Source organism: Microbulbifer maximicatervae (SeqCode), assembly GCF_052467305.1.
In genome coordinates this window covers 1-17,247 of the sequence record NZ_CP174307.1, presented here as the reverse complement: position 1 = coordinate 17,247, position 17,247 = coordinate 1, and the positions used below count along the sequence as shown (strand labels likewise).

The 17,247-nt window shown below is 43.1% G+C and carries 16 protein-coding genes; 7 read left to right on the top strand and 9 right to left on the bottom strand.

What is annotated here, in order from left to right; translation table 11 throughout:
- The first annotated feature begins 3 nt into the window (after positions 1 to 3).
- From ACJJI4_RS23715 to ACJJI4_RS23700, 4 genes are all read left to right on the top strand, one after another.
- Positions 4 to 579 (top strand): hypothetical protein, encoded by a 576-nt coding sequence (locus tag ACJJI4_RS23715; RefSeq protein ID WP_444928321.1) that lies wholly within the window; start codon positions 4 to 6, stop codon positions 577 to 579.
- 10 nt (positions 580 to 589) lie between these two features.
- Positions 590 to 1,783, top strand: a complete 1,194-nt coding sequence (locus tag ACJJI4_RS23710; protein WP_444928320.1) for a DUF1173 family protein — start codon at positions 590 to 592, stop codon at positions 1,781 to 1,783.
- Positions 1,784 to 2,188: 405 nt separating this feature from the next.
- Positions 2,189 to 2,482, top strand: coding sequence for a type II toxin-antitoxin system RelE/ParE family toxin (locus ACJJI4_RS23705; RefSeq protein WP_444928319.1), 294 nt, complete (start codon positions 2,189 to 2,191; stop codon positions 2,480 to 2,482).
- A gap of 146 nt (positions 2,483 to 2,628) precedes the next feature.
- Positions 2,629 to 2,952 carry a HigA family addiction module antitoxin gene (locus tag ACJJI4_RS23700; RefSeq protein ID WP_444928318.1) on the top strand — a complete coding sequence of 108 codons (324 nt, stop codon included), beginning with the start codon at positions 2,629 to 2,631 and terminating at the stop codon, positions 2,950 to 2,952.
- A gap of 108 nt (positions 2,953 to 3,060) precedes the next feature.
- On the opposite strand, the gene ACJJI4_RS23695 is transcribed toward ACJJI4_RS23700, so the two are convergent.
- From ACJJI4_RS23695 to ACJJI4_RS23670, 6 genes are all read right to left on the bottom strand, one after another.
- Complete coding sequence (locus ACJJI4_RS23695; RefSeq protein ID WP_444928317.1) at positions 3,061 to 3,687, bottom strand: hypothetical protein; 627 nt, start codon at positions 3,685 to 3,687, stop codon at positions 3,061 to 3,063.
- 229 nt (positions 3,688 to 3,916) lie between these two features.
- Entirely contained in the window at positions 3,917 to 4,438 is a 522-nt protein-coding gene (locus ACJJI4_RS23690) for a hypothetical protein (RefSeq protein WP_444928316.1), read from the bottom strand.
- Positions 4,428 to 4,958 carry a hypothetical protein gene (locus ACJJI4_RS23685; RefSeq protein WP_444928315.1) on the bottom strand — a complete coding sequence of 177 codons (531 nt, stop codon included), beginning with the start codon at positions 4,956 to 4,958 and terminating at the stop codon, positions 4,428 to 4,430. The genes ACJJI4_RS23690 and ACJJI4_RS23685 overlap by 11 nt, the downstream gene beginning before the upstream one ends.
- A gap of 21 nt (positions 4,959 to 4,979) precedes the next feature.
- Entirely contained in the window at positions 4,980 to 5,138 is a 159-nt protein-coding gene (locus ACJJI4_RS23680; RefSeq protein ID WP_444928314.1) for a hypothetical protein, read from the bottom strand.
- Positions 5,139 to 5,145: 7 nt separating this feature from the next.
- Positions 5,146 to 5,700 carry a hypothetical protein gene (locus tag ACJJI4_RS23675; protein ID WP_444928313.1) on the bottom strand — a complete coding sequence of 185 codons (555 nt, stop codon included), beginning with the start codon at positions 5,698 to 5,700 and terminating at the stop codon, positions 5,146 to 5,148.
- 76 nt (positions 5,701 to 5,776) lie between these two features.
- Positions 5,777 to 6,805 (bottom strand): DNA-binding protein, encoded by a 1,029-nt coding sequence (locus tag ACJJI4_RS23670; protein WP_444928312.1) that lies wholly within the window; start codon positions 6,803 to 6,805, stop codon positions 5,777 to 5,779.
- 225 nt (positions 6,806 to 7,030) lie between these two features.
- Between ACJJI4_RS23670 and ACJJI4_RS23665 the strand changes: the two genes are divergently transcribed.
- Together ACJJI4_RS23665 and ACJJI4_RS23660 are read left to right on the top strand one after the other, a co-directional pair.
- Positions 7,031 to 8,440 carry a tyrosine-type recombinase/integrase gene (locus ACJJI4_RS23665; protein WP_444928311.1) on the top strand — a complete coding sequence of 470 codons (1,410 nt, stop codon included), beginning with the start codon at positions 7,031 to 7,033 and terminating at the stop codon, positions 8,438 to 8,440.
- 383 nt (positions 8,441 to 8,823) lie between these two features.
- Positions 8,824 to 9,789, top strand: a complete 966-nt coding sequence (locus tag ACJJI4_RS23660; protein ID WP_444928310.1) for a T6SS phospholipase effector Tle1-like catalytic domain-containing protein — start codon at positions 8,824 to 8,826, stop codon at positions 9,787 to 9,789.
- Between the two features lie 690 nt (positions 9,790 to 10,479).
- On the opposite strand, the gene ACJJI4_RS23655 is transcribed toward ACJJI4_RS23660, so the two are convergent.
- The 3 genes from ACJJI4_RS23655 to mobH form a co-directional block, all read right to left on the bottom strand.
- Entirely contained in the window at positions 10,480 to 12,438 is a 1,959-nt protein-coding gene (locus ACJJI4_RS23655; RefSeq protein WP_444928309.1) for an ATP-binding response regulator, read from the bottom strand.
- Between the two features lie 917 nt (positions 12,439 to 13,355).
- A complete protein-coding gene (locus ACJJI4_RS23650) occupies positions 13,356 to 13,949 on the bottom strand; it encodes a hypothetical protein (RefSeq protein WP_444928308.1) in 594 nt (197 codons plus the stop codon).
- 238 nt (positions 13,950 to 14,187) lie between these two features.
- On the bottom strand, positions 14,188 to 16,107 hold the full coding sequence (gene mobH, locus ACJJI4_RS23645; RefSeq protein ID WP_444928307.1) for a MobH family relaxase: 1,920 nt from the start codon (positions 16,105 to 16,107) through the stop codon (positions 14,188 to 14,190).
- A 227-nt stretch (positions 16,108 to 16,334) separates the two neighbouring features.
- On the opposite strand from mobH, the gene ACJJI4_RS23640 reads away from it, so the two are divergent.
- The gene (locus ACJJI4_RS23640; RefSeq protein ID WP_444928306.1) at positions 16,335 to 16,598 is read left to right on the top strand and encodes a hypothetical protein; all 264 of its coding nucleotides are present in this window, start codon (positions 16,335 to 16,337) and stop codon (positions 16,596 to 16,598) included.
- Positions 16,599 to 17,247: the final 649 nt, after the last annotated feature.

The window sequence follows — 17,247 nt, the reverse complement described above, 5'->3', positions numbered from 1 at the left end:
TGCATGAAAGCGCTTATTGAAATCAATGTCTTTGGTGGAAGCACTTTATTAGCTACTCTGAAAAAGTATGAAGACCTGCCTACAGGGATTTACTCCGATCGCCCGGTGAAGTCGCTGATTAGCCTCACACCAGACATCCAAGCCAACATAAAGCTCCAGATAGAAACTGTTTCTCTGAATGAAGTCAGCACTTTACTTCTGGTCAGCGATAAACGACTTCAGGTAGCAGAGTTTCTCCAGACCTTGGGGGTGCAGAATTTCGTGACCTTTATCAAAGATGCAGAGCGTCATGGTTGGGTAGTGGAAAAGTACGTTGACGGTATCAATCAATACTTCCACTTGGATCACAATAACCAGCCACTGTCAGCACATGCCATATTTTCTGAAGATATGCTTACGCTTTTTCTCTTCATTCTAATGGCTGCAACGCCTGCATTCATTCTGAAGTTTATGGATACTGGCTTTTTGCCTGGTCTTTTCTGGCTATTTGCACTCTTCTTGGGGCTTACATCAGTCGTGTACTTTCTCTCTTTCAGTATCATGCAGTTTATGAGGACGAGAGCGGCACCAATATTCTAAGGTAAGAAATATGTCGCAATACTCCATCGGCGATTATGTTCTCGAACGATCAAGCCCACTATTTGAAGAGGCTTTGGCCAGCACTTACAAATCCCAAGAACGCCCCTTATGTCTCTGTTCTTCTCCAGGCTTCCCTATGTACATAGCCCGCACTAGCGATAACAGCTATGTGCTAAAGAGAATGCCAAACAGCGGCCAGCAACATCACCCGGACTGTGAATCTTACGAGATCCCTACCGAGCTCTCCGGACGCGGTGCTGTCGAGAACAAGGCTATCTCCGAAGATCAGGAGACCGGCCTTACCAACCTAAAGCTGGATTTCTCGCTTTCAAAGGTCTCATTGAATCGAACGATTAACAAAGGTGAGACTAAAGAACCTACTGTAGTCAAAGGAGACCCGACGAAACTCACCATTCGATCGCTTTTGCACTTCCTTTATGAAGATGCGGGGCTAAACAGATGGGCGCCGAATATGGAAGGTAAGCGCTCATGGTATGTGATTAGGAAATATCTACTTCAAGCAGCGCAAAACAAGCTCACCAGAAAGAACTCGTTAGGTGAATCGCTGCTAATTCCTGAGCCGTTCTCTGCGGATCACAAAAATGAAATTGTGGCTAGGCGAAGACAATTCCTTTCCAAGTTGAAAAAGCAGGGTAACAAGCAGCCTATGGGCATTCTCATCGGTAAAGTGAAGTCCATTGAAGAAGCTCGTTTTGGCTTCAAGATGCTTGTAAAGCACATGCCCGATACACCGGTATATATGGGAGAGGACGTTTACAAGCGAATCAACAAGGCATTCTCTACCGAGCTCGCGTTCTTCTACGAAAACGAATCTATCCACTTATTAACAATCTGCACCTTTCTGTTAAGTGCGTCCGGAAGCCCACAAGTGGATACCACCTCGTTCATGGCAGTGGATCGGAATTGGCTTCCCTTTGAAAATATCGAAGAGCTGGAGCTACTTGAAAGGCTTTGTACAGAACGTCGCCACTTTATCAAAGGATTGCGTTATAACCTTAGATCATCTGACGTTATCGCCTCTGTATTATTAACCGATACGGAAGCTAAGCCTACTGCTGTCTACCTGGTCCCCGCTGGGGCTGCGGAAAGCTATTACAACGAACTTAATGCTGTAGTCAATCATAGCGAGCTACCAAGTCAGGTCTTGGGTGTTAACCAAGAAGAGACTCTCAGCGCCATTTAGGGAAGTAGGAATAAAAAGGCGAAATGGTAAGTATCTGTTCAAATTTCCCCGCTAGGCCTTTTAAGCTGAGCATCCGCTCATTGGAAATTATGTCGTCAGTCAGCTGGGGGAACCCAAAAACACCTGGGTAAGAGAAATTTGGAAGCCGACTAATGCACTAGCGCCATTTACGAGTGGCGGCCTAAACGTCCAGTTACAGCAACCAACGACGCCCCTACATCCTCAAGACTGGACTAACTTATTGACACTATTAGCTTTATTTATACAATGCGACCGTCACAAATAAATCCAACTCCTCTTGCTCTCAATCTCAAACCAACAAATACCAACTTTTTGACAGAGCAAAGTTTGCCCTATGTAACCTTTTTGGTTACACTTGATTGTCAGAAAGGGACCTCTATCCAGATGATAAAAAGTTTCAACCACAAAGGCCTTCAGGATTTATGGGAAAAGGGGCATTCCAGAAAAATTGACTCTCGCCCGGCAATACAGAGCAAGCTCCGAGCAATCATGGAAACCCTGGACTCAGTTGAGAGTGAGAGAGAACTCGACAATATCGGGAAAGGTGTCCACCGCCTGAAAGGGCGAGAGAAGGACAACAAAGGTGACTGGGCCGTCTACGTGACGGGCAACTATCGCCTTACCTTCAACTTTGATGGTACTGACGCCCATATTCTGGATTACGAAGACTACCATTAACCACTAAGGAGCAATGGCCCCATATTACTACTGACTTCAAGCTGCTTTTGCATTAACTGATAGGCAAAAAGAAGCATTAAATATCAAGACGAAAAAAGTAAATCGAAGCGCGTAAAACGAAACACGGAATCAATGTAGATAGAGCCATGACTATCAAACGTGAAGTAGCACCGATGTCTGCCGGCGCCACCCTGAAATACTGGCAATTCGCAGATTTAGAGCTTACCCAGGAAGAGATAGCAAAGCGTCTGGGTGTATCTCGCAAGCACCTCTCTAAAGTCCTAAATGACCAAGCGCCCCTGTCCCCAGCGTTAGCAGTGAAGATTGAAAGTGAGTTCAATATCTCTGCGGAAGTGCTGATGCGAGTGGAAGTAAAACACCGCCTTTACAGAGAGCGACAAGCCGCCAAGGAAAATTTACGACCGGTAAAGGCACCAAGGGTAAGTAGACCGGCACTACAACCGGCATAAAATCTACGCCCTGTTCCAGTCTCTTGAAGACCAAATAAAAAAGGCCATCTCAGTCACCCTGAATGGCCTTTCTGCTGACCCACTATTAGGCTATTTGGCAATATTCTTTTAGTCCTTGGGAGCATGCCCTTTCCAAAGTCCAGCAAGAGATACATAGCTTTCCTCAAACCAGCTGGCAGTAGCCCCATCAATAATTGTGGCATCAATAACAGTAACTACTGATAGATCACGTGAACCACATGTTAGGTTGAACTGCACTGGGTAAGAGACAGCCTTGAGATTGGACAAACGTTTGTCTTTCATTAATAACTTAGGGATGAGTTCTGGATGACGAGTCCCCTCCCAGGGAAATTTTTCACTGGAAAAGCCAGATTGAGATAAAAGTTCTCCCCAAAGGGAGTTAATTACTTTCTTTGCTGAGGACGAAAGGTAGAGGAAATTCACTCCTTCAAATTGTTTATCCAGGAGCTGATCAAGGTCTGAATAATTCGATTCAAAAAGTTTCGGCTTTAGGTAAACATCAATGTTTCCCATATCCCCATAGCCCGCCTTCTCTAATTCCGAGGAGAAATAACCACAGCTGCGTTTTCCATGAATAAGGTTTGGCACTTTTGCCCAGGATAATTCGGGGTCAACTAGCTCTCCAAGTGTATCGTGAGGCATCTTCACTACCTCGCTGTCTCCGTCTACTGCACTAAGAAAGAAAAATCCAAAACCTACGGCAAATCTCGGCATTATTATCTCGCAAATATCATATAAGCTAGGCTTTTACGCTGATAAATATACACATTAATGCCTTTATGGTCACCTAGCTCTGTACAGCATGGCTATTGGTAATCGTCGTTTATATCAGTCAAAACTCTTATCTATCGAGGTCTCACCGGAATAAGCTAACAACCTTCCAAATCTGGGATTAACTCATTGATATTGAAGGATTATTTACTAAATAAAACAGTTTACTTCATTAAGCATTTACATAATTATTCACGATGGACTGAATACTTTCAGCATTCAAAACAGGGGACTCTGAATGTGCAACTATCAACTCCTGAGGGGAGTCGAGGTTCGCTCTATCTATGATAACGAGAATATGAGGCTTTTTCGAACCATCTGTGGAAAAAGCTCGATCAGCAAATTCCTGCCACTCCAGCAAACTCGGTAGAGCTCTGATAGCAAGTTCCATCGTGTCTTGTTTATGCTTGTTGTCAAAGGGCATGACTGGATCAGCGATGACATCCCAGGCCAGCACAAAATGACCCCAGTGAACGATCTCTGGAGAGCCTTTTTCAGGGATAGTCTCTTTGCTGCATCCAAAGAGAATAATACCAGATTCTTTACTGTCTATTAGATAAAAACAAACCTCAGAATCAACCGATGAAATATCGCAGTCTAAATCCCAGCCAGAAGCCACAATCTTCTCCTTCAGCGCCTCTGTTTGACGCTTTCTATTCAGGTGGGCAGTAAAATCAATAACTCTACCAGGCATGTTCAATCCCCCTCACGAAACTACAAGCCAGCAGATCAACAAAGAACCTTTGCTGGCTTTCTGTTAAGGGCTTGAATCCATCAAACTTACCGCTTTTATGACATAGTTCATCAAAGCGGCCCATAGTGTCCTGATATACGATACGGCGGTTAGCAATTTCGAATCGTTGGGCCAGCCACTCAACCGTGTAGTCGGCGGCGTTCGTCACCGATGCACGATCAGGATCATTTTTATCCCTGATAAGGATGAAGGTGTCCGTTTCACAAAGGACAGTGAATGAAGAGGTTATTCTATATTGGCTAATACCCACCTCTCCCCCTAGGTGAATTTCCATAAACACTTTAATGGCCCTAAAATCCCACGAGCCGTAGTAAGTTCTTGCCGCAAAAAGGTGGCAACGTTTCTCCATTTGAGAAAACTCTTCGAGGCGTGGTTGAGGATCAAATATTTGACCGATGTCATTGGACTGTTCAAGAGTAACTAGCCCCAGCTTTACTGCTTGGAATAGTACTTGAAACATCTCTTCAGACACCTCTGGTGATTAACCAAACATTATGAGATCTGGCGCTCCAATATTTTTCATCCCGACGGTATAGCTGTAGTCATTCTCGTGCATAACATACAGCCCGCTATTCAGCAAAGCATGGTGGATCACCTGGTTATAGCCCTGGATACCATTTACAAAAATACTCAGTTCCATATTACCTTCAGATTGGGACGACAGGGCTTGCGTTAAAGTAGCTAGGATTGGCAACTTCATCTCTGGCAATCACAGACTGCGCATATTGCTTGATCAGCTCAACATCCAAGATTGCTTCCTGGCTGACTAGGCTGAAAGGAAGGAGCGTGCATTCATTTGTGTGACGATTTCTATAAAGCAAGATAATGAAGTGCCGGTGGCCTGTTTTCTCCTTGGCGCACAGTGTTTGATAGCTGGCTGTATTAAGCATATAGATGCACATCAGTATTCCCAGCTCCTCGATCCGTTTCCGAATTTGAGCACCTGTGGCCATGACATAGCGCTTGAACTGCTGGTCAACTGCGCCGCAAACAGCCTCTATCGGCTCCTTTATCAGCTTGAGCCTGGATATGTCCTGTTCAGTAAACTCAGCTAATGCGACTTCTCCTGTATCGAAGGGATCGTATATGTAAGCATTTACCACAAGGTCCGAGTTCAAATGAAAGCCCTCTAAGCACCAAGACTTATTGCTCAGCATCTTTTTGAGTTTCTTCTTTGCCCGGTACGTCTGAATATCATCCATAGCAATCTCCCGTTGCTGGTTTCCTTTATCCAAACTACGCTAGGCCATTAAACTAGCAACCTTCTGAGGGCTTCTCTTATTTGTCCACCTTCGACTCTCGATCAATTAACATTTTAATCTCTTTTCCTAGACGCTCTTTTTCAAGCTCCAGAGCAACATTCCTTTCCTGCTCCTTATGGAGCGCATCCTTTAATGTCCCCACAGATGATTTCAGGGAGTCCAAAACAACAAGCTGCCCCTCAAATCTGGCTAATTTTGTTTCATTCGCCTGTATAGTTTTCTGGGCGGTTTCGAGCGCAATCTGGCTTTCCTCCAGTGATTCCTCATAAGTTGCCGTCTGATCCCCCAATTCGGTAATCTGGTTCCTGAGCGTTGAAACTAACCTAAGCTGCTCGTCATGGTGATGCTGAAGGGATTGAAGCTGATTCTCCAGGAAAACAATGTCTTTGTTCCGTATCTTCAACTCCTCAGCTCTCTCATCATGCTCTTTTTGTAAGCCTGCAATCTGATCCTTTAGTTCAGCGAACTTACCTATCAAAGTCTCTTCACGTTCTTCTGCGTGAGCCAGTTGCTCATTTTGAACCGCAGTCGTGCGCTGCGTTTCCGCCAAAGACTGCTCCAAAGCTGCCTGCTTGTCTCGCTGCCGACTTATTTCACTATTCTGATTTCTAGCAGCAGCCTCTAGCTCCCTAACTCTGTCACGTAAGGTAGCTTCAGTCGCTTTCCGACTTTCTTCTTCTTCATCTAACTTCCGCTGCCGCTCATTGAGGGTGGCCTTGTGCCCCTCTAACTGCGCCTCTGCATCCTGCCGAGCCCAGTCCATCAGCTTCTTCAGATGGTCAATCACGAAGTCAGGCAGATCCGCTGGCAACCACTCGGCCAGCGTCAATTCCCGAGCTATCTCATTTTGAAGGGAAGGCCAATATTTATTCACTGTACCTTTACCGGTGCCGGTTCCTTCATCAGAACGTGGTAAAAGCGCCTCTACCACCTTGTCCTGAGTGGGCATCTTGCGGTGGTGTTTGAGCAACGCGAGGCCTGCGGCCACCACACGCTCCTCAGGGGAAAGCTCCAGGATGGCTTCAGATATCTTAAATACAGACATCGACCCGATCTCCAGCAAGTCGTTAAACATGGTCGTATTGTGACAATCAAAGACTATATGGTCTAGGGTCTAGACTAAATAACATCGGTGATGACTATAATTTAATATATATGCTAATATATTAAATTATATATAATTTAGCATGCGGCGGCATTCACCCAGCTGTGGGTAAGTTAAAACGACCCGCAATTCAACGAAATTGCTGGCTTTTCGGACGTTTATTCAGTGGAAATACAAGACTCGGATTCAAACTGGCCCTTGAAAGTGGTTCAGCACCAGATCATGGCAATTGAGGAAAATAAGGCCAATCCAGCCCTATCGCGCCTTGACACCGATCGCCTATTAATTGATGCCAGTAATGACCGAGAAGCTATTGCCCTTTACCTGTTGATCCGCTGCCAAAAGCCAACCACGCTAAACGCCGTACAGCGCGACCTCAGGAAATTTGCTGTCTTTATGCACCTGGAAAACTTGCGATCATTACGGGAAGTCAAAGTGGAACACTGTCAGACTTTTCAGTCTTGGCTCATGGCCCCTGCAGCCGAGCTGTGCTCTGGAAAGAAATGTCGGCCACCAGGGTTAACGTTGCTGAGAGCTGGTCGAAGGGTGCCGAACCCAGAGTGGAAACCATTTAGGGCTCCATTGAGTCCCGTATCCACTAATCAAACGGTAGATAAAATCAAAGCACTCTTCACATGGCTTGTTAACGCAGGGTACCTATCTGGAAATCCCTGGACATTGATTAAGCCAGTAACTAAGGCCAAAACCTCGACCAAGGATGAAACCGAAGATGGTGATCCTAGGGAACTGCCTTTGAAATGCATCCAGGCCATATTACATTTTCTGGATAATGGCGAAGAATTTAGCTGTGTGGAGACCCGTCGTTTTGCGCAATGGCGCTGGCTCTTCCACTTCTATCTCTATACCGCAGCGAGACTATCGAGTGGAACAACGGCATCTCTGGATGATATTTACCGCAACCGGAAAGGCCACAATCAACTGACATTAACTGTTAAAGGGACTGGCATCCGCAGAAAAGATGTTCCCTGGATACCAGAACTGGAAGCGGAGTATCTGCGGTACCGTAGCGCCCTCGGGCTGCCGGTAATTGTGATAAAAAAGGCTAATCGGAGACGCCAGGTAATTGACAAGCTCCCAGAAGATCAAGGGCCCCGCCACCTCTTACTCCCTCTCAAGGTAGACGCCAGCACAAAGACCTCAAAACCATTAAGCTACCACTCTGTACATGGCCATATAGTTGATCTACTACGGAAAGTGCGAGAATGGGCTATAGAGTGTCCGGATATTAAGCTTGAAAGCTGGGAGTTGGCTATTTTGGAGGATGCTACCAGCCATTGGATTCGACATGGCACAGCCACCCTACTCGGCATCCACGCAAAAGCACAACTCGGCCACAGCAGTACAAAACAAACAGAAGCTTACCAGGCGATAGAAGCCGAACAACATAGACATCGACTTCGACACTTAATGAACCCTGATGAGCCGCCTTATCAAGGCCTCCTGTATGAGGATCTGGAGACAAGGTTGAAATGGTTATCGAGATTAATGTCGAGCATCGACAAGGAAAACCCAGATGCGTTAGACACAGTCTGGGCAGAATTTATTAGTAAATAATTAACTAGCAGTAATCAAATTGAAATACCACGCTCGGAGAAGAATTCCATGGCATTATTAAGTGGGTCAAATGGGGGCTATACCTTCCCTATCTAGTTGCACCTGTTATCCGAAATCAGGTTTGTTATATCTATCACAATTAATATTACCTTAATTTATGCTATAGAATATTATCTCTATCAAACCTGAAAATTCCATTATTTTACTGGCTGAACATATTTCAACTAGCCTTTCTTACTCTCTTCCGTTCATTGGTCAGTTGTCTCAATTTTTAATCATCTCTTCTTTGCTAATATTGGCGTGATCCTATAAATATCTGTTCTGAGTCTTAATTTATATGAAGGGCAAGTCAGACTTAAGTAAATGTGTCCGAAAGAACTACAGTGGTTAAGCGCCGTATTATTGTATTTTTCGATGGTACCTGGAACACACCTGATAATGCAGGGCAGGTTACGAACGTAGTCAAATTACTCCGTGCTATACCAAGTATGGACGGCGACATATCCCAGATCACCTTTTACGACAAAGGTGTCGGCACGGGTGGTTTCAGCGATAGGATCATTGGAGGTGTTTCCGGCAAGGGGCTTGATGAAAACGTTATTGATGGATATCGCTTTCTCAGTAACAACTATGTACATGGTGATGAGATCTATATCTTCGGGTTCTCACGGGGTGCGTATACCGCAAGAAGCCTTGCTGGATTCATTGGTTTGATAGGCTTGATTCAACCAATGCATCTTGGTCGCAAGCTTATAGAGGTCATCACTATCATGCGTCAGAATATTAAGAAGGAATACAAACAGGCAGCCATTGGTAGAATCGACCTTCAATCAATTAAGAAAGTCCCTATCGAGTGCGTTGGTGTTTGGGACACTGTCGGTGCCCTCGGTATTCCCGGCGATTTGGGCAGGCATCTCTACTGGAAGCCATATTCATTCTCAGATGTCGAGGTCGGATCGAATATAAAGGTTTCCCTCCATGCTGTTGCAATTGATGAGAAACGCAGCGCATTTGCGCCAACGTTATGGGCATCCCAAAATGGTGCTCCCCCGCTAGATAATCAAATTGTCGAGCAGGTTTGGATGCCTGGGGTCCATTCAAATATCGGTGGGTCCTATCCAGATAGTAGACTTTCTGACATCTCGCTCAGCTGGATGGTAGCTCGTGTTACTAAACATACCAACCTCATTCTCGATGAAAAATGCCTTCCTAACCCAGATAGCTTTGAATCCAACATCGCAGGGACTGGTTACGAGAGTCGATCAACCTTGTATCTGACTTCTAGACTTTATCCCTATCAACGCCTGATTAATCAGACACTACCGGATGGTAGAGGTATCGGTGAGTGATTTCGACGCAAATTCGAGAGCATTGATCGACGCAGCTTGCTGCCTGGGAATCTCAAAACAATATCCGAGATGCTCCACATTTCGGCGCTTGAGCGCTGGAGGCTGCCAGAAGTAAGGCACGATATAGTCGATCAAAACTGCAGTCTGCGGCCATATAGGCCGGTTACACTGGAGGCGGTAATTCGAAAACGCAACTTACCTGTCGTAGATATGTATGGAGAATTAATCCCGCCCGGAAAAGTGCCTTGGCCAAAAATGTGATCAAATCCCAGTCGTGACGAAACTGATATCCAAGTATCTAAATCAATGGTTAGTCAATCAAACTCAAGAATATGATAGATGTTGTGTGTCATGATCGAAAACGTTTCTTCGAAACAATTCGATGTGATCTTTTCTATGTTGTACGTGGGGGCTCGCAAAAAGTAATGCTCGGGCACGACCTGCAGTGATGAAAAGAAAATATGGTAAAACCGACGGGCCTTACGGCCACGTCTACTATAGTCGCAGTTAAGTACAGTTGACTGGGCTTAAGAATTACAAACGATTCTCTGCTGATGCCAATGTCCAATTGGTTAAGTACCCAGCCCCTGATAATCACATTCACAACGGGCACACCCAGCCGGGTCCATAGCTTTATATCGTTTGTAGCTCATTTTAAGGAACCTAATCAGTCTTTTGAAAAGTGCATTATTATGAAACTAACTTTAGGGAGATAGATCTAATCATCGTTCTAATATCGGCAGATGTTACCCCTTTACTCATAATCTTGTTTGCCATAGACAACATTTCACGTTTCACAGCCTCTGGAATATTTGCATCTGCCGTTATCACTATTTTAGTAGCCTCCTTGCATTCGTTTTCGTTATTGCTAAGAAATTGAAGGAATTGCAACCCATCCATGCCCGGCATATGGTAGTCAATTAGTAACAGATCAAATTTAAACTCTTCGACGAGTCTAATTGCGTCGGAAGGGCTGGAACAAAACGTTACTTGTACATCTTTTCTACGAAGAAATTCCGGAGATAGCAGCTCTTCCATTTGGCTGAGATATTGTGCATCGTTATCAATCACCAATACTTTTAAGCCATGCTCTATGATGTTATGAACATACGAAGCACTAAGTCCTAACCCATTTCCAACAGATAGAGGGAGGCTTTTATGTGCCATGCCTTCTTCAGTCTCGATAGCTATCATCTCAGATCTACATTCAGCAGGAATTCGGATACTTACCTTTGTTCCAAAATCTTTTTTGCTCTCTATCTCTATTGTTCCGTCAAGGAAGTCGGCAAATCTATGCATCGTAGCCATGCCGATACCCCATCCATCTCGGGTTCTTTTAATATTATTTTGCAATTGATCAGGTCTAGTGGTTAGAACCTCGATATCCTTTAGGGTAAGCCCAACACCGCTATCATGAACGATTACCAACAGCTCATTATCTTTAACTTCATATGATACCGTCACAAAACCACGATTAGTGTACTTAATAGCATTATCAATGGCATTGGATACTATGATCGAAACCAAATCATAGTCAATGAACACTTGATCGTGCTGCTCTCCTTGGGTGCCGCAATTCCATGATACAGCTTGTTTTGCTTTACACTTTACAGAGAATTGTTTATCGATATCATTGAAAAATTTTCGCACACTAACCCACTCATCACTTCTGGTTAGCGAGTCATTTTCCAAGGCTGATAAGCAAAGGATTGATGTGATGTGCCTATCTAGCGCATCAATGTCCGAAAAGCATTTTTTCAACGTAGACAAAACATCTGAACAACGCTTCTCTGTATTATGATGAATGGCAATGTCGAGAAATGTTTTTATACTAGCAATAGGTGTCCTTAATTCATGAGCGGCTATTTGCAGAATATTGTGTTTTAACTCATACACTTGCTCTTGATGCTCTATATCATTCCAATTCTTCTCCAACTCCTTTGATATGATGTTGAAGGATTCAGAGAATTCGGCAATCTCATATATTATCGAGTCACCTGACAACCTTATGCCTCTTGCACCTTCCGCCAATTTTCTTGCAGACACATTCATATTTCTGAGGTTTTTATTTATTGAACGAAGAACAAAGAAAAATATTCCAGCAGATATGATTCCGAAAAGGATAGAAATGAGTAGCGATTTAATTACCAGGGAATAGATGGACCCTGTACCGAGAACATCTATGTAGCTGATCAACAACGTACCAACCTGACTTCTGTCTGGCGGTTCGCTATCAATTTCTATAGTATCATTTTCAATTGCCGACTTGGTGATTGAAGAGACTGAGTAAATAGGAAGTTCTTTAGAGATAAGGTCGGAGACCTCTAGCCCATCATAGTCATCGTTTTTTATAAGCCATAAGATTTTTTTATTCGTATCAAGGATTGTTATGCTGTAAACAAAACCGTAATCCTTCATGTCGTTTAGGACTGAACTGATAACCTCTTCATTGCCTACTTCAATTGCATAGGCAAGTAAATTAGTAGAATGAAGTTCCGTGGTCTTTTTTATATTTTTTATTTCAAGCTCAACATGGCTTTCTAATTGATGATAGATTATGAAAATTATTGGGAAATAAATCACTACAGAGAGAAACACTACTATAGTACTTAGTAATGATTTATATGAAATCCTTTTCTTATTACTCATGTATTTCTCCATACTTCATGAGATGAACCAAAATCTAACTGCAATAGTTCAGCTAACCTTTGGTTAACTGGAACGTTCTCCATTATTGGAGTTGATTTCGCGGTGGACAACTCTCCTGTATAAAAATTAATACTTATCCTTTAGTGGCACCCAGCAATGCAATCATTATTATCTTTTGGCTACATGTGGGGGAGCCAGTTGCTTACGATGTGAGCGGCTAAGACACAACCAACCCTACACCCGACATAACTTAAGTATGTAGGCAATGGCTTGAAACTTCTTCTTGCAGAGTGAGTAAAGCATCACGTTTAGAGAATGTTGATCATAAATTATACTGGGTAGTATAACAATGAATCATAGATCTTGTGTTCAGCTACATAGTTATCGATGACCCGCGTAGACTTCCCTCCTCCTTTTAGAGCCCCCTGGACCAAGAAAAACCGGTTTATTCTACCTACGACTTTTGATTTGAAAGGTATTTTTTCTCACTATCAAATAACACACAAATTCAAGGCGGTTTCTCTGGATAGAGTTCTTCCACCAAATGGGCGTTTATAAAAGGGTTTATATCGTTGGATATAGATTATCGCTGAGGTCTTATTTTAATCAAGTCTTGGTAAGATGGTAGTCAACACATTGGCGGAACCAAAACGATCGTCAAAATTAACTGTTTGCTTTGGTTGTGTTCAATAGTGACGATTAATCCTTGGGCCTCCAGACCATCCAACAAGCCACAATAGAGAAATACTACACTCGTACTAGATAGTGTAGTCCGAGCACTTTCCGGAGAGATACTTAGGGTTAAATCAGTGTTGTCGACAACGACTACTTAGATATGTACTTTAAAAGTGCCTATGAAGTGACTGGAGGAAATTATCAGGCTATTCAGTGGCAATCTTTGTATAGCCTGATGGATATCACTTTGTCTGTTTTTTCAAAAGCGATGACAGCTCGGCTTTAATAACAATGCGTAAATATTCTGACGGGCATTCAGTTTTAAATGGGTCAGAAAAATCTTGTGCAAACTGTACCGCCTTATCCTTCAACATTACTAACTCCTTACTAGATAAGGTACGGAACAATTCTCCAGTTTCTTCTGTTACAAGAGACATTACTACAAACTGAAGTTTTTCATTATGGTCCGTTGCTTCTTGTTGCAGCTCATTAATTGAAGGGACGGGATCACCAAACTCATTGACAAACGGATAAAATCCTCCGACCTTCCACCAAGTCTTTATATGAGAAACGTCGTGATGAAATGTATAGTCATATTGAAGCGCCTGAATGGCAGCATCTATCTTCCTCATTGGAGGAGAGTGCTCTTGGAACCAGGATCTTACCGTCGTATATTTTAGATCACCAAAAATGTTAGGCGCTTTATCAGTGAGATAACTTTGAAACTCAGCCATCCTACCCCGGCCTTGCCTGAACCCAATTTGATCCAGTATGTGGTTGAGTCGATTACCTGCCAATCCAAAGGCATCGTGTTCAGTGTTTCGTTTTGTACTCATCGTTCGCGCGATCACCTTCTGGAGGCGGGTGTCCTCTATTGCAGCATTTACTGCCAGAAATAGGCGATCAGGCGTCGGAAATCCTATTTACGGCACAATATATTGTAGTTGTAGCCTCTATGGTGAGTAAAAGTGCATTAATAATTGTTGCACCTAATATAGCCATTTTGACACCTTACGTCCATGATGGACACGAGAAATGGAGCTGTGCAAAGGTGGTATACAGGGACTTATGAGGTCACATGTTAATAGTCATGGCCTTGTTAGTGCTGAAGTTTGAAAGTGACGGAAAGTAGTCGCGATTCAGTAGGTATACCCGAAGTTCCGATTGAGAACGATGCCCTTCTACAGTCACCCTGACTATATTTTGACCGCTTGAGCTTCTCTGGTGTATGCCCAGGGATTCCAACTCCTTCTGAAGTAGGGTATAAACTTTTTTGTCCCCTGCCCTCTTTTCATATAGGCGCTTCTTCAATGAATTTTTATCTAAGAATAAATTAAAAATAACAGGTGTTACCAAAGCTACATGACTATCAAGAATATGTACTGGGGCTTTTGATTCGTTAACACGAATCTGTCGACGAGAGATACCTTTTAATAGCCATGTTAAGAAATCATTTTGCTTAATAAGTTCTTTCTGTATTTTTTTTGCGGTGTTTTTTAAATTTTTTGCTTCATGTGAGCTTATCCCAATCTGACCTTTATCTTCAGAGAGTGACTTCTTAAGCACAGGGTCTCGTTCATGATTTCTTTCGGCAGTAGCATTAGCTATATGTTTCTTTGTTTCTCCTTTACCTTGCAAGTTATCAATAGCATTTTGTTTGTCAAGTTTTGATAAAACAGACTCGGGCAGTATCGTTTTTTTTGGCTTGGATTTAAGAGTATTTGTTATTGCCTTATCCGTTGACATATTTAAATATAATTTGGCTGATTTCTCTACAACATTTAAATTCTCAGGTGTCTGAGTGCCTTCAATAATGTTCCCGGACTTATCTACTGGGAGCACTTCACCATCAAATTTTTCTGGGTTACTCGTTGGCCAAATAATTTCATTTTTGAATCGAAGGAATGTAAGTCTTTGCTGCCAATTTTTAGCGAAGTCATTAATCTCAGCTGTCCAAACGCTTTCTCCATGAGGATTTTTAATCAGGAGATCATGATCGTTCAAAACTTCAAATAGACGTACCACATTTTGAGGTATACCTCTATGGCCCTCGTTCAACAGCTGTACCCGTACAGCTTCCATAGTAGCCTTTGAAACCACCCACGTATCACTATCAGTCACCCATACAGCTGCACCCGGTTTGTTTCGCTTTAAGTCTCCATCGGTAATTAACTTTCTTAATGAAACGATAAGCTTTTTATGGAGCGGTATAGCAGTTGAATGATCTGTTTTCTTACCGGTTTCTGCACCAAGGTTTTTCGCAACACTGGCGCTGTCTGCAACTCTTACAATTTCAGCGATAGCCTGTCCGCCGAAGGTAGAGTGTGTCACGGTATTAAACAATTGTGCCAGCAACTCTGTATCTTCAAAGATCCATTGTGCTGCTTTCTTGGTTAGCAACCTCGGTAGTAGGGACATGGCGGCTTTTTCATGAAGAGATTTCGCAATCTTGGAGTTGCTGATTCTTTTTTTGTACCGGTAGCTATATTCGGCTCCTGTTGGAATACTTCCATACCAAGGGTGCCAATGCTGAAATTCTCCGCCCCTTTCCCTGTACACAATCTCAATGTCAGTAACTACCTTGCCAATGTCATGTGTGAGGATCGCAATGAATGCTCCAAACCTCCATCGGTCCGATGATGATGCGATGTGTTCTGGTTCAGAATTAGGTGGTAGTACATAGCCTTGGGCAACTCTTATCCCAGCATGCAATGCCTCTAAAGTGTGATCGATCAAACCACCTTCTTTGGAGTGATGATGGATTTCAGAGGCAGGTACTTCCTGGACAAGTTCGGCGAACCTCTCAATCGCAAAGAGATAGTGGTTATTCCACACATCCTCAGTGATGCTGAATAGACGCTTGATCTTGCGTATCAAGGTGGATCGCTTGGGTGGTTCTAAAAGCTCTTTACCTGACTTTGCCTGAGCATACTTGCTTGGTGCTGTCTCTACGTCCGATTTATTACGCTTTCGTTTGAATAAAGTGATTAACATGCGCATACCTCCTCAACCATAGGATGCCTTAGAGCCCTTAGGCCAAGTAGTCGTAAAGGGTCATTAGAAGCTGACCTAAAAAGGATCGTTCTACACCTTCTGATGGATCAGAATCCTGAGAATCTGATGTTATTAACTTCACACACGGTAAGCAGCAAGATATGGCTCAGGATAAATCTAGATTGACACCATTCACTCTCAAACTGAGTGACGATGATAGACAAACTATGAAACTCATTTGTGCGGTAGATGGTTCCTTCAAGTATCAGTACCAACTGTTCGATGCTGCCGTCCATTGGGCTATCGAGAATCGGGATAATCTTATTGCTATGGCGAATTCAAAAGATGGAGACAACAGGTCCTATTATGTGTGCAAGGCTGTCAGCGAGATTCAGATCCTGGAGGAGCACTGGAATTGCAACACTACAAGAGCTTTGTACACCGCTGTTGTCGCCTATCTCAAAAATCGCGAAGTTGGTGTAAGGGTATAGCAAGGCAAGATTTTTGAGGCTGTTTAGGCCTCTTCTTTTGGTCCCCAAAATGATTTTGCTCAAAGAAAGACCATCCCAAATTCCTTTGACAGTCGATTCTGATTTTATTGTTAAATCATAACCGTAGGTCGGAATTATTATAATAAATACAATGTATTTATTATCTGTATTAAAGAGTAAATAACGGTTTAAAGACGGTATAAAACCGGTAGGGTCTCGGTAGGCTTTCGACCTTTTCTGCTTGTAGCTCTCATTATACGTAGGTTTACATTATTCTCCTCTATGACAAACCTGAGTAATACTCTCTCTTAAACCTTGGTATTACTCTATGTAAAACCTAGGTGGTATTCTCTTTCAAACCTTAGTATAGTTCTATCTTAAACCCTATACCCACGTACTTATACACTTCTACTAACAGAATATTAAGAGCATACCAACATATAATTCACAGAGGTATGCACACCGCATCATGCTTTCGCCATTTCTCTACGCCAAACCTCAATATATATTGCTCATAAATCGTACTCTTTCTTGTGTTCTACGGTAAACCTTGGTACTTCTCTATCTCAAACCTTACTAAGGTTTGGCAGAGAGTTTACTTCAGTTGAACCTTCTGATAGGCCTTTTTGTCATCAATTTCTGGAAAAAT